This is a genomic window from Candidatus Dormiibacterota bacterium (assembly GCA_036495095.1).
Taxonomy (GTDB): Bacteria; Chloroflexota; Dormibacteria; order Aeolococcales; family Aeolococcaceae; genus CF-96.
This window is the reverse complement of record DASXNK010000005.1, coordinates 1-12,835: the sequence shown is the minus strand read 5'-3', so window position 1 is coordinate 12,835 and position 12,835 is coordinate 1. Positions and strand designations below refer to the sequence as shown.

15 protein-coding genes are annotated in these 12,835 nt (G+C 73.5%); 5 read left to right on the top strand and 10 right to left on the bottom strand.

The genetic code is table 11. The features are described from left to right. On the bottom strand, positions 1-1,957 hold a 1,957-nt coding region (locus tag VGL20_00450; GenBank protein HEY2702136.1), incomplete at its 3' end, for a BTAD domain-containing putative transcriptional regulator. An 80-nt stretch (positions 1,958-2,037) separates the two neighbouring features. Here VGL20_00450 and VGL20_00445 point away from each other — a divergent pair. Next, positions 2,038-3,228 carry a MarP family serine protease gene (locus VGL20_00445; protein HEY2702135.1) on the top strand — a complete coding sequence of 397 codons (1,191 nt, stop codon included), beginning with the start codon at positions 2,038-2,040 and terminating at the stop codon, positions 3,226-3,228. 10 nt (positions 3,229-3,238) lie between these two features. Here the strand turns inward: VGL20_00445 and VGL20_00440 are convergent, their stop codons facing one another. The 3 genes from VGL20_00440 to VGL20_00430 form a co-directional block, all read right to left on the bottom strand. Continuing rightward, positions 3,239-4,285 (bottom strand): Lrp/AsnC family transcriptional regulator, encoded by a 1,047-nt coding sequence (locus VGL20_00440; protein ID HEY2702134.1) that lies wholly within the window; start codon positions 4,283-4,285, stop codon positions 3,239-3,241. Between the two features lie 109 nt (positions 4,286-4,394). After that, complete coding sequence (locus VGL20_00435) at positions 4,395-4,733, bottom strand: hypothetical protein (protein HEY2702133.1); 339 nt, start codon at positions 4,731-4,733, stop codon at positions 4,395-4,397. A 181-nt stretch (positions 4,734-4,914) separates the two neighbouring features. Next, the gene (locus VGL20_00430) at positions 4,915-5,088 is read right to left on the bottom strand and encodes a hypothetical protein (protein HEY2702132.1); all 174 of its coding nucleotides are present in this window, start codon (positions 5,086-5,088) and stop codon (positions 4,915-4,917) included. 203 nt (positions 5,089-5,291) lie between these two features. Here VGL20_00430 and VGL20_00425 point away from each other — a divergent pair, with 203 nt between their 5' ends. Continuing rightward, the gene (locus VGL20_00425; protein ID HEY2702131.1) at positions 5,292-5,912 is read left to right on the top strand and encodes a chemotaxis protein CheB; all 621 of its coding nucleotides are present in this window, start codon (positions 5,292-5,294) and stop codon (positions 5,910-5,912) included. After that, complete coding sequence (locus tag VGL20_00420; protein ID HEY2702130.1) at positions 5,909-7,765, top strand: CheR family methyltransferase; 1,857 nt, start codon at positions 5,909-5,911, stop codon at positions 7,763-7,765. The genes VGL20_00425 and VGL20_00420 overlap by 4 nt, the downstream gene beginning before the upstream one ends. A 21-nt stretch (positions 7,766-7,786) precedes the next feature. Here VGL20_00420 and VGL20_00415 read toward each other — a convergent pair whose 3' ends face one another. After that, positions 7,787-8,248, bottom strand: coding sequence for a hypothetical protein (locus VGL20_00415; GenBank protein ID HEY2702129.1), 462 nt, complete (start codon positions 8,246-8,248; stop codon positions 7,787-7,789). Between the two features lie 176 nt (positions 8,249-8,424). After that, on the bottom strand, positions 8,425-9,045 hold the full coding sequence (locus VGL20_00410) for a winged helix-turn-helix domain-containing protein (GenBank protein HEY2702128.1): 621 nt from the start codon (positions 9,043-9,045) through the stop codon (positions 8,425-8,427). A 130-nt stretch (positions 9,046-9,175) separates the two neighbouring features. On the opposite strand from VGL20_00410, the gene VGL20_00405 reads away from it, so the two are divergent. Further along, entirely contained in the window at positions 9,176-9,844 is a 669-nt protein-coding gene (locus VGL20_00405; protein HEY2702127.1) for a TIGR02206 family membrane protein, read from the top strand. Between the two features lie 38 nt (positions 9,845-9,882). Here VGL20_00405 and VGL20_00400 read toward each other — a convergent pair whose 3' ends face one another. Both VGL20_00400 and VGL20_00395 read right to left on the bottom strand, forming a co-directional pair. Continuing rightward, complete coding sequence (locus VGL20_00400) at positions 9,883-10,257, bottom strand: cupin domain-containing protein (protein ID HEY2702126.1); 375 nt, start codon at positions 10,255-10,257, stop codon at positions 9,883-9,885. 45 nt (positions 10,258-10,302) lie between these two features. Beyond that, positions 10,303-10,719 (bottom strand): response regulator, encoded by a 417-nt coding sequence (locus VGL20_00395; GenBank protein HEY2702125.1) that lies wholly within the window; start codon positions 10,717-10,719, stop codon positions 10,303-10,305. Between the two features lie 339 nt (positions 10,720-11,058). On the opposite strand from VGL20_00395, the gene VGL20_00390 reads away from it, so the two are divergent. Beyond that, the gene (locus VGL20_00390) at positions 11,059-11,535 is read left to right on the top strand and encodes a response regulator (GenBank protein HEY2702124.1); all 477 of its coding nucleotides are present in this window, start codon (positions 11,059-11,061) and stop codon (positions 11,533-11,535) included. A gap of 20 nt (positions 11,536-11,555) precedes the next feature. On the opposite strand, the gene VGL20_00385 is transcribed toward VGL20_00390, so the two are convergent. Together VGL20_00385 and VGL20_00380 are read right to left on the bottom strand one after the other, a co-directional pair. Further along, a complete protein-coding gene (locus tag VGL20_00385) occupies positions 11,556-12,305 on the bottom strand; it encodes a haloacid dehalogenase type II (GenBank protein HEY2702123.1) in 750 nt (249 codons plus the stop codon). A gap of 386 nt (positions 12,306-12,691) precedes the next feature. Continuing rightward, the coding region (locus VGL20_00380; GenBank protein HEY2702122.1) for a nucleic acid-binding protein at positions 12,692-12,835 on the bottom strand (144 nt) is incomplete at its 5' end.

Here is a 12,835-nt window from a genome sequence, read left to right as displayed (position 1 = left end):
CCTCGGCGTGGCCGCCGCGGCCGGCGGTGATCCGCGCCGCGTCGGTGAGCGCGCCGGCCGCCAGCCCGAGGTCGCCGCCCCGGCGGGCGTGGTAGGCCACCGTCAGCGGCTCGGCGCGCGGCCGCAGCGCGAGCAGCCGCGCCGCCTCGCGATGGAGCAGCGCCCGGCGGGCGCTCCCGGTCCCGGCCACCAGGGCCTCGCGGACCAGCTCGTGGTGGAAGACGAAGCCGCCGCCGCGCTCGACGAGGAGGCGCCGGCGCACCCCCTCCTCGAGGTGGTCGAGGAGGGTGATCGGGGTCAGCCCGACGGTGGCGGCGAGCACCTCGAGGTCGAGCTCGGGGCCGAGCACCGCCGCCGCCCGCAGCGTCGCCGCCGCCTCGCCGAGCCGCTCGCACTGCGCGGCCACCGCCTCGCGCAGGCTCTCGGGGATCTCCGCGGCGCCCTCGGCGCGGCTGAGCTCGAGCAGCAGGAGGGGATTGCCGCCGCTGCGCCGGTGCAGCGCCGCGGCGCCCGCGCCCCCGACCAGGGCGGCGCAGGCGGCGAGGTCGAGCGGCTCGAGCTGCAGGCGCACGCCGGCGTCCAGCCTCCGGCCCTCGCCGGTGCGGCGGGTGGTGAGCACCAGCAGGCGGGCATGGGGTGGATGGCTGCGCAGCCGCGCCAGCAGGTCGTGGGTGGCGGGGTCGGCGAGGTGGACGTCCTCGACCACCAGCACCGCCGGCGCGAATCCGATCCGGGTCAGCACCCGCCGCACCGCCTCGCCGACCACCGCCCGGGCCACCCCCTCGTCGCTGGCGGGGACGACGGCCCCGGCGGGCAGCGGGAGCGCGCCGGCGCTGAGCAGCGGGTCGCCGAGCAGCGCCGCCTCCGGCCCGAGCAGCGCGGCGGCAGCCTCGGCGTCGAGCCCGGACAGATGCCCGGCGAGGGCGTCGAGCACCGGCTGCAGCGGCAGCGCCCGGCCGAGCTCGTCGCAGCGTCCCAGCAGCACCGCGGTGCCCCGCGCCGCCACCCCTGCGGTCCACTCCCCCACCAGCCGGCTCTTGCCGATCCCGGCCTCGCCCTCGACCACGACCAGCTGCGGCTGCCCGCGGGCGGCGGCGGCCCTCGCCGCGTCGAGGCCGGCGAGCTCCGGGCCGCGCCCCACCAGGGGCGGCACCGTGGCGGCGCCGGGGGTGGCCACCGGGGCCGGCGACCCGGCGGCCCGGGCGGGGGCGGCGCCGGGGAGCGGCCGGTCCTGGAGCACGGCGAGGTGGACGGCGGCGGTGGCGGGCGCGGGGTCGACGCCGAGCTCGTCGGCGAGCCGCTCCCGGAAGCGCTCGTAGGCGGCGAGGGCCGCCGCCTTGCGCCCGGCGGCGGCGTGGCCGCCGAGGAGCAGCCGGACCGCCTCCTCGTCGAGCGGCTCGGCGGCGAGGGCGGCCTCGGCGGCGGCGGCGGCAGCGGCGGGGTCGCCCGACGCCAGCGCCGCGGCGGCGACGAGCAGGTGGGCGCGGAGCAGCTGGCGCTCCGCGGCGGCGCGCTCCGGGGCCGCCCACTCCGCCTCGGGCTCGTCGGCGAGCAGCGGACCGCGGTGCAGCCGGCGCGCCGCCGTCGCCGCCGCTCGTGCCGCCGCGAACGCTCCCGCCTGCAGCCGGCGCTCGCCCTCCTCGAGGAACGACGCGGCGGCGTCGAGGTCGCTCCAGGCGACCGCCAGGCGGTAGCCGGCGTCGGAGCGGAGGATGCGCTCGGCGCCCAGCGGCCCCCGCAGGCGGCTGACCAGGACGGAGACCTGGTCGGCCGGCGCGGACGGCGGCGACTCCCCCCAGAGCACGTCGACGAGCCGGCCGGGGGGCACCGGGGCGCCACCCGCCAGGGCGAGGAGGCGCAGCAGGGTCCGGGCCTTGCGGCTCCGCACCACCACGGTGTCGACCCCCTCGATCTCGAAGCGGCCGAGCAACCGGACGCGCACCCCGTCCGCGGCCATGTCGCTGTTGTACCCCCCCTCCGGGTGCGGCGTCGAGACGCTCCCCGCAGCCCCACCCTCACCCATCAGACTTGCGCCCCGTGGATCTCCTCGACGGCGTGATCATCCTGCTGTCGCTGGCCGCCGTCGCGTCCGGGTGGCGGCGCGGGCTCACCTGGGTGAGCCTGTCGCTGCTCGGCCTCGCCGTCGGCGTCGTGATCGGCGCCCTGGTGGCGCCGCCGCTGGCCCGCAGCCTGGCCAGGAGCCGCCCCGAGACCCAGGCGCTGATCGGCATCGGCATCTTCCTCACCGCCGTCGCCCTCATCCAGGGGGTGGGCACCGCGCTCGGCTACCAGGTGCGCATCGCCGCGCTGCGGACCCGGCTCGCCTCGATCGACTCCTACCTCGGCGCCGGGCTCGCGGTGCTCGGCACCCTGGCCGGCGCCTGGTACCTGGGGATCACGTTCAAGGACAGCCCGGCGCAGGCGCTGAACCGGCAGATCAACGACTCGGCGATCCTCCGCGCCCTCGACCGGGTCGCACCCCAGCCGCCGGCGTTCCTCGCCTCCCTCCAGAAGCTCTTCAACAGCAGCGGCTTCCCCAACCCGTTCGCCAACCTCGCCCCGGAGTTCCTCTCGCCGGTGCCGGTGCCGGTGCCCGCCGACCTCCAGACCCCGGGCATCCTCCAGGCCACCCATGTGGTCTCGAAGGTGGTGAGCGTCAGCAGCTGCGCCACCGAGGCGGGGTCGGCGTGGCCGGTCGCGGCCGACTACCTGGTCACCAACGCCCACGTCGTCGCCGGCGGCCAGAAGATCACCGTCCAGACCCCGACCGCCTCGGGAGGGCGGGAGGTGGCGGCCACCGTCGTCCTCTTCGACCCCGAGGTCGACGTCGCCATCCTCCACGTCCCCGGCTCCGGCCTCGCCCCCCTCCACCTTGCCGTCGAGGACCCGGCGCGCGGCGCCGCCGGCGCGGTGGTCGGCTACCCCGGCGGCGGCGCCGAGAAGACCGTGCCCGCGGCGGTGCGCGGCACCGAGAACGCCCAGGGCCACGACATCTACGGCAACGGCCTGGTCACCCGGCGCATCGAGGTGCTCCAGGCCACCGTCATCCCGGGCAACTCCGGCGGCCCCGTGGTCGACCGCGCGGGCGTGGTGATCGGCCTCGTCTTCGCCGCCAGCACCCTCGACAGCGGCGAGGGCTACGCGCTCACACCGTCCCAGATCAGCGCGGACATCAGCCGGGGCGTGGGCAGCGCCCGGCAGGTGTCGACCCAGGACTGCACGGGCTAGGTGGGGAGCCCTACGCGGGGGTGCCGATCCCCAGGTTGGCCGCCTCCCACTCCTCCAGCTCGGGAGTGAAGTAGCGCACCCGGGTCTTCTTGTACTCCTTGGTCGAGTACAGCACCGCGTGGTCGTCGATGCCGATCGCCTCGCGGATCGCGTCGACGATCCTCTCGCAGTCGGCGAGCTTGCGCCCGTGGATCATCGAGAAGAGGTTGAAACGCCAGTCCTCGTACACCGGGCGCTGGTAGCAGTGCGACACCGTCGCGAACTCCGCCATGCGGCGCCCCAGCTCCTCGGCCCGCTCCTCGGGCACCGCCCAGACCGCCATCGCGTTGGCCGCGTAGCCGGCGCGACGGTGGTGGAGGATCGCGGCGACCCGGCGGAGATGGCCGCGCTGGCGCAGGTCCTCCATGCCGGCGAACAGCTCGTCCTCGTCCAGCCCCTGGGAGCGCGCCGCCTCGACGTAGGGGTGGGGCACCAGCGGCAGGTCGTCCTGCACCGCACGGATCACCCGGACGTCACGGTCGCTGATCGGCGAGCGAAGCGCGAAGTCGCGCTGGATGCCGGTGTAGTCGGGGTCCTCCTGGCGGGTGACGTCCTTCGTCCCCGTCATGTCGAGCTTCACCCCGATCTTGAAGAGCTTGAGGGTCTGGAGCTTGCGGGTGACCACCGCGCCGCTGAGCTCGTGGAGCCGCTCCAGGGTGCGGTCGATGTCCGACCCGGGCGGCGTGGCCAGCGTGAACCAGAGATTGAAGTCGTGGTTGCGCCGGTAGTTGTGGGAGACGCCGGGGTGCTCGTTGATGATCGCGGCGCCCTGCTCCAGCCGGTCGGGCTCGAGCCGCATCGCCACCAGCGTCGACTGGTACCCGAGGCTGCGGGTGTCGAAGATCGCCGAGAGCTGCCGGATGACCCGCGCCTCCCGCAGCCGTGCGGTGCGGGAGATGACCTGCTCCTCGGTGGACTCCAGGCGGGCCGCCACCTCGGCGAAGGGGGCGTGGGCGATCGGGAAACCGGCCTGGATGACGTTGAGGAGCTCCTGGTCGAGGGGATCGAGGTCGGGCACGGGGGCGGTGCCTCCAGGGGAACGGTGCGCTCGCGGACGCCGCCCATTGTATCGACCGGCGCCTCGGACCCCGCCCGGGGGCCGAGTGTCAACCCCAGCGCACCGCCGGCTACGGAAGACCGCTGCTGAAGTCGCTGGCGCTGCAGTGATCCTTGGGATAGTCGCCGTACACGGCGATGTGGTACTTGTGCGAGGTCGAGTTGACGTCGACCGCGCAGACCAGCGCGCCGGAGTGCTTGTCACCGTCGGCGACCGTCACCCCTCCGCTGCCGATGCTCTTGTCCTGCTTCAGCTTGGTGATCGCGTCGGCGTCGCTGGAGACCACGATCGAGGCGTGCGCCCCGCCGCTGTTGATCTGCGCGGTGATGGTCTGCTGGGCGGCACCGCCGCAACCGGCCAGGGCGAGCAGGCCCGCCACGCCGGCGGACCCCGCCACAAGCTGTCGCATGCGCGGATCCTACCGTGCGAGGGCGCCCGCTGACTCCGCGCTGAAGTTGCTGCCGCCGCCGGCAGAATCCTCCCGAGCGCCCCGAGGCCACGGGACGTGCCGAGCGCTCACGGCGGGGCGGCGCCGTGCGCCATCTCCTCCTCCTCGAGGTGGTGCTCCTGCTCCGGCCCGGACGGCGTCGTCATCCCGCCCGCCGGCTGTGGCGGATGTACTCCTCGATGCCGGACTCCTCGGCGAGGTCGGCGTACCGCTGCTCCCCGGGGGACGTCCGGCGGTCGGTGAGCGCCGCCATCAGGCACGAGGCGGCGGCATCGTGCAGGCGGTGGCACCGCAGGCAGTGTCGCGAGGTGGTCATGTCCATCACTCTCGGTAGCATGATAGATGATAGAGTCGTACACATAACATGGCGGGACCTAAGCGCGCCACGCCTGGCCACCTTAGGCCGTGCTGGCCGGCCTTTCCTTCCCTCCCGGGGCGCGCTACGATCGGCGCGTCAGCCGGTGGTGGCGAGGGGCTGCCGCGCCGCACCGAGCCGTCCCGCAGCGGATGTCCAGGACCATGACCACCGAGCCCACGGGGCCGCGTGCGGGGCACGGCGACAGCCCCTTCGAGATCGTCGCGGTCGCCTCGTCCGCCGGGGGGGTGGTCGCGCTCGACACGATGCTGCCCGCGCTCCCCGGCGACTTCCCCGCCGCGGTGGTGGTGGTCCAGCACCTCGATCCCCGGCACCGCAGCCTGATGGCCGAGATCCTCCGCCGCCACGCGATGCTGCCGGTGGTCCAGGGCGAGCAGGGGCAGCGGGTGCAGGGGGGCACGGTGTACATCGCCCCGCCCAACCGTCACCTCCTGGTCGGGCCCGACGGCATCCTGTCCCTCTCCGACGGGGACCTGGTGCACTTCGTGCGGCCGTGTGCCGACCTGCTCTTCGAGTCGGTGGCGGAGAGCTACAGCGACCGCGCCATCGCGGTGGTGCTCACCGGCTGCGGGCAGGACGGGGCGATGGGCGTCCGGGCGATCAAGAGGAGGGGCGGCACGGTGATCGTCCAGGACGAGAAGAGCTCGGAGTTCACGGGGATGCCCCACGCGGCGATCAGGACCGGCCAGTCCGACCTCGTCCTGCCCCTCCTCGAGATCGCGCCGGCGCTGGTCGGCCTGGTCATGCCCGGTGCGGTCGGATGAGCGTGACCGCCCTCGACCCGGCGTTCGAGGAGCTGCTCACCGTCCTCTACCACACCCACCACTTCGACTTCTCCGGATACAAGCGCACCACGCTGGTGCGGCGGGTGCGCCGGCGCATGGATCTCCTCGGCCTCGACGCGTTCGTCGACTACGCCGACTACCTGGAGGTGCATCCGGAGGAGTTCGGGCCGCTCTTCAACACCATCCTCATCAACGTCACCACGTTCTTCCGCGACCCGCCGGCGTGGGAGCGCGTGGAGAAGGACGTCGTTCCCCGGATCCTCGCGGGCAAGGACGACGGCGAGCCGATCCGGGTGTGGTCGGCGGGGTGTGCCTCCGGAGAGGAGGCGTACACGCTGGCGATCATCCTCTGCGAGGCGCTGGGCGTCGACGGGTTCCGGGAGCGGGTGAAGATCTACGCGACCGATCTCGACGAGGACGCGCTGGAGCGGGCCCGCCACGGCACCTACACCGCCAAGGAGATCGCCGCCGTCCCCGAGGAGCTCCAGAGCCGCTACTTCGAGGAGCGCGGCGGCCCGTGGGTCTTCCGCAACGATCTGCGTCGCTCGGTGATCTTCGGTCGCCACGACCTGGTGCAGGACGCGCCGATCTCGCGGCTCGACCTCCTGGTCTCGCGCAACACGCTGATGTACTTCACCGTGGAGAGCCAGGCACGCATCCTCGCCCGCCTCCACTACGCGCTCAACGACAGCGGCTTCCTCTTCCTGGGAAAGGCGGAGACGCTGCTCGCCCACTCGGGCCTGTTCGCGCCGGTGGAGCTGAAGCACCGCATCTTCACCAAGGTCCCCAAGGTCAGCGCGCGCGAGCGGCTGCTGCTCCTCGCTCAGGCGGGCAGCCGCGAGGCCGCCGACCACCTCGACCACCTCACCCATCTGCGCGAGTCGGCCGCCGACGCGGCGCCGGTCGCCCAGCTCATCGTGGACGTCGACGGCACCGTGGTGCAGGTCAACGAGCCGGCGCGGATCATGTTCGGCGTCACCGCCAGGGATGTCGGCCGCCGCCTCCAGGACCTGGAGGTCTCCTACCGCCCCATCGAGCTCCGCTCGCAGATCGAGAACGCCCACCGCGAGCGCCAGCCCATCCTGCTGCGAAGCGTCGAGCGGGTGCTCCCCGGCGGCGCGGTGCAGTACCTCGACGTCCACGTGACCGGGCTCTTCGACAACGGCAGCGCCATCCTCGGCACCAGCATCGCGTTCACCGACGTCACCCCCCACCATCAGCTCCAGAACCAGGTGGCCCACGCCAAGCAGGAGCTCGAGACCGCCTACGAGGAGCTCCAGTCGAGCAACGAGGAGCTCGAGACCACCAACGAGGAGCTCCAGTCGACGGTCGAGGAGCTCGAGACCACCAACGAGGAGCTCCAGTCCGCGAACGAGGAGCTGGAGACGATGAACGAGGAGCTCCAGTCCACCAACAACGAGCTCCAGGCGATCAACACCGAGCTCCGCGAGCGCACTGACGAGCTCGACACCATGAACCTGTTCATGGACTCGGTGCTGGCCAGCGTGCACGTCGGGGTGGTGGTGCTCGACGCCGGCCTCAGGGTGCGGATCTGGAACGGCAGGAGCGAGGAGCTCTGGGGCCTGCGCGCTCGCGAGGTGGTGGGCGAGCCGTTCCTGGACCTCGATATCGGGCTGCCGGTCGACCAGCTGGCCGATGCCATCCGCGACTGCATCGCCGGCTCGGAGAGGTACGGTGACACCATCCTGGAGTGCGTCAACCGCCGGGGACGGCACATCAGGGTCCGGGTGATGTGCACCGCGCTGATCGGCGCCGGCACCGCACGGCAGGGGGCGATCCTGCTGATCGAGGAGCTCCCGCCCGCCGGCTGAGCGGCCCGGCGGCGTCCGGTCTCAGCCGTCCCGCTGGGGAAGCCGGCAGTACCACGCGCCGCGCCCGGCCACGCCGCCGACCCGCTGGGCGCGGACCCGCAGCCGGCTGCGCGCGCGGGCGAGCGTCCGCGGCGAGATCCCGGCGACCTGGGCCCGCCGCTGCACCTCCACGGTCCTCATCGGTCCGTGGGCGAGGAGGTCGAGGAGCAGCTCCTGGGCCACGTCCACGTGCGAGCCGCGCTCCACGGCGGCCGGCGCAGGCGTCCCCAGCCCGGGCATCCGGAGGCGCAGACCGTCGCCGTTCTGGCGGCAGGCGGCGAGCTCGCGGCCGACCCGCTGCTGGGTGGCACGGATCGCCGTCAGCTGGCTGCGGATGAGCTGCCGCTGAGCGCGGAGCTCGAGCCTCTGGGCGCGGAGCTCGGCCAGGCCGCGCCGGATGCCGGCTCCCCCCGACCCCTCGTCCAGACCGCCGTCGATGGCCACGGGCACATGGTCGCACGGACGCACCGCTGGTGCGGCGGCGGGACGGGCGGACGTAGGAGGGGGCCGCGGTGGTCCATCCGGGCCCCCTCCGTCCCAGGGCCTCGACGGTGGATGAGACCCACCCCTACAACGCGCGGCGGCCCATCACACCCCACCCGCGGCCGCTGACAGTCGTGTCAGGCGCTGGCGCCGGCGGCCGGTGGCGGCAGCGGAGCCGGGCCGGCCTCGTCGTCGCCGGCGACGCTGAGCCGGTACCCCTGTCCCCGCACCGTCCGGATCTCGGCCGAGCTGCCGGTGCGTGCCAGCTTGCGCCGGAGCCGGCTGATGTAGACCTCGACCTCGCCGTGCCGGCCGGCGAACCCCGGCCCCCAGGCCCGGGTGGCGAGCTCGGCGCGGCTCAGCGTGCTCCGGCGGTTCATCACCAGGGCGGCGAGCAGCTGCCACTCCGCCGGGGTGAAGAGGATGCGGCCTCCGTCGCAGGCGATCGCCCGGCGCAGCGGGACCAGGGTCAGCGGCCCGAGCCGCACCTCCCCGTCGAGGTCGACGGTGCGCCCGGGCTGCCCTCCAGGGAGCACCCGGGGCAGCGACGGCGCGGGCCGCGCGAGCAGCGACGACCGCAGCGCCGCGACCACGGCGCCGTGGCGGCTCAGCGTGGCGCGGCTCTCGGCGATCAGCTCCTGGCTGCGCTCGCAGGCACGCTGAGCGGCCTCCCACAGCAGCTGGGGCCGGGCCTGGACGTCCTGCACGGGACTGCTCAGGACCCGCTCCTCCGGTTGCCGGCGACGGGTGGTACCCACCAGTGCATCATGCCGACAACCATGTAAGCAAAAATCGGACGGCGGGTAAAGCGCGGTGCCGGTCTCACTCTCCCGCCAGGGAGCAGGTGGCCGCGACCCCGCACCGTCTCGTGCCGGCAGGAAAGGCGAGTTGTTCCGTCCCGACCACCTCGGCGCCCTGGCGGTCACCGCCGCCCTCTGCGCGGGCCTCTGCGCCGGCGCCCGGCTGCGCCCGGGGGGCTGGACCCGGGTCGCCGCCCGCCTCCTCGCCCTGGTGCTGGTCGCCAACCTCGCCGTCTGGCAGATCGTCACCATCGCCCAGGGGCACTGGTCGGCGACCAACGGGCTGATGCTCGACCTCTGTCCGGTGAGCGCGGTGGTCGGCGCCGCCGCGCTCTGGACCCGCCGCCGGCTGCTCGCCGAGCTGACCTACTTCTGGGGATGCGCCGGCGCCGTCCAGGGCCTGCTCACCCCCGACCCCCGGTACCGGTTCCCGGACTACTTCTACTTCCAGTTCTACGTCACCCACGCCGGCGTGGTGCTGGCCGCGGTGTTCCTGGTGGTGGGGCTGCGGCTGGCTCCCCGGCCCGGGGCGGTGGCGAGGGTGTTCGGCTTGACGCTGGCCTTCACCGTCGCCGCGGCGATCGCCGATGTGGTCACCGGTGGCAACTACATGTTCCTGCGCGACCAGGGGGGCAGGGGGACGCTGCTCGACCTCATGGGCCCGTGGCCCTGGTACATCGCCAGCGGCATCGGCCTGGCGCTGGTGTTCCTCCTGGTCCTCGACGCCCCCTTTGCACGGAACCCCTGGCGCTCCTGATGAGAGCTCGACGATGCGGTGCGGTGACCTGGAGCCCGTCAGCCGGCGGCCGCGGGCTCGGGACCGTCGACGTTGACGGTCGGCACCCCGGTGCCGGCGCGCACCACCACCAGTGTGGACACCGCGCCGGTGAGATTGGCCTCGCGGTGGACGGCGCCGCGGGGGACGTGGATGAAGTCGCCCTCCCCCGCCTCGATCACCGACCCTCCGCCGGGCCCGTACTCCAGGCGCAGCGCCCCGACGGCGACGAAGAGCGAGGTCTCGTGGTCGCCGTGGTGGTGCCAGCCCGACACCATCCCCGGATCGGTGTGCACCACCCCCGCCCACATCCCCGGGGAGGCGATCGCCTGCTCGCGGCGCATCCCCGGAGTGGGGTCAGCGGCGACCCGGTCGGCGGGGCGGACGTGGCGCATCTCGCTCACCGCGCCAGGGTAGCCCACCGGCCCGTGGCCGCTCCCCTACGGCGCGGCGTCCTGGACCCAGGGACCGACCTCGGCGGAGAGCTCGGCGGGGGTGGTGTGCACCTTGAGGAGGAACTGCTCCGCCCCCAGCTGCAGCCCCCGGGCCGCGATCGACCCGTCGCCGAGATTGCTGAGCAGCACCACCGGGATGGCGCGGGTGGCGGCGGCACCGCGGAGCGCGCTCAGCACCTCGAACCCATCCCGCCGGGGCAGCTGGACGTCGAGCACGATGACGCTGGGCTGGAGCGCGTTGGCGAGGTCGATGCCCTCCTGGCCGTCGGCGGCGATCCCCACCCGGTACCCGTCGGCCTCGAGCTTGGTCTGATACATGAGCGAGACGGCCGGGTCGTCCTCCACCAGGAGCACGTCCACCTGCCGCTCCGAGGGCGCCCGGTCACCGCGGTCAGGATGCATCACAACCCTCCTCTCACCTCTCTCGCCAACGTGGGAGTCGGGTCTCATTATCCGCCGAAGCCTGTCCGGCGCGCGGCTGAATATCGGATTTGGTGATATTCAATATGAAGGTTTCCACCATTCCCGGATCACGCCACCTCGCCGCTCCGGCGGGCCACGACCAGAAAGGTGTGCCTGAGCAGCTCCGCCCGGTCCGGGATGCGTACAAGATCGGTACCATTATTACGCTTCCCTGATAGGATTCGGTGATAGACCCGCTGGCGGCTTCGGTACTCGGGGAAGGAGGGCCTCGCCGCCGGCGGGTGCGCCGCTGAACTGGGACGGAGAGTGAGGAAGGTGATGGAGGGGCCGGTTCGCACGGGAGAGGTGGAGGCGGTTCGGGTCCTGATCGCCACTCCGCACGACCTCGACGCGCGGCGGCTCGGGGACATCCTCTCCGGGGCGGCCGGCTTCGACGTCGTCGACCACGCGCACGACGGGGCGTCCGCCGTGGGTCTGGCCGAGCTGCTGCGACCCGACCTGATCCTCCTCGACACCGAGCTGCCGCTGCTGAACGCCGTCGAGGCCACCCCGGTGCTGCGCCGCAAGGTCCCGCAGGCGACCATCGTGGTGCTCACCCCGATCGACTCGGGCGCCGGCGGCCGCCTGGCCATGCGCCTCGGCGCCCACGGCCATCTCTGCCGGAGCTCCGGGGCCAGCGTGCTCCTCGGGCTGGTGAGGGCCGCTCTTCCGCTCTCCCTCCGTGGCCGCTCGGCCCGTACCGGAGGTGCCCTGGCGTCGGAGCCCGACGGCGACGACGAGGAGGTGTCCGCGTAGCACCGCGGTCCCGTCCGGGATCAGCAGCCGAGCACCTCGGCGAGCTCGACGAAGCTGCTGGTCGCGACGTCGCTGACCGTGTCGGCGGCTCGGTCGGCGGCGCGGTGGGGGCCCTTCTCGGCGGGACGCTCGACGAATGCGGTCCGCAGGCCGGCGCTCCGCGCGCCGTCGAGGTCCCACCGGTGAGCCGCGACCATCAGCACCTGGCCCGGCGCGACGTCGAGCAGCTCCCCGGCCATCCGGTACACCCGGGGATCGGGCTTGTAGCGGCGTGCATTCTCCGCCGACAGGACGGCATCGAACTCGAGGCGCGCTGCCTTGATCAGATGGACCAGCAGGGCGAACCCGCCGTTCGACAGGGCGACGACCGTGTAGCGCCGGCGCAGGCGGTCGAGGCCCTCTGCGACGTCCTCCCAGGCGGGGAGCCGGTGCCAGGTCCGCACCAGCCGCCGGCGGGACGGCTCGTCGAACGCACCGGCGACGCCGAAGAGCTCGAGGAGCTCGTCCAGGGACTCGCGGTGGAGGGCGTCGAGGACCGCCCACGGCCGTTCGCCGCTGCGCACCCGCTCCATCGACGGCAGGTACCGCTCCCGCCAGGCGTCGGTGAGCGCTCCGGCATCGAGGGTGATGCCGCGTCCCGCCGCGATCTCGGCGACCTGCTCGGCGACCCCGGTGCGCCAGTCGACGGTGGTCCCGAAGATGTCGAACGCCAGCACCTGCACCGAATCCGCCAGGTCTTTCACGGCTCGATCGGGCGGCGACGGTCCCATGTCGCGGCTATTCTGGCAACCCACACGACGGGTCGTGATCCAGATGGTCCGGCTGGGTGTGCCAGCCGGGCGGGGCTCCGCTACCCCCGGCCCGGCCTCCGGAGGTCATCCGCCGGTTGGGTCAATACGTGCCGCGACCCCCCGTGGTCCCATACCAACCGATTCCGATCATGACCGCGAAGACAACCACCAGGAACGCGATGAACAGGGCCGTTTGGATTTCGAGCATGCGGCGAATTCTGGCGCTTCCGCCCGGTGGCAGCTGTCCCATTTTGGGACTCACCGGCGCCTCCGTCGCCGCCTTCGTTTGCGTCAGCGAGCCTGCCGACCAGGAATGCTGCCGCTGACGCTCCTGAGATCCCCACGACCCCGTGGCGACCGCCCGGTCAGCCCGCGAGGTAAACGGGGTGACCTCGGGCTCCGGCGTTCCGAACCAGGGCCGCGTCGAAGGTCCAGAGCTCTGCCCCGAGGTCCTCAGCCAGCGCGAGGTACGCGGCGTCGTAGGCGCTCCGGCGCCGCAGCTGCAGGGC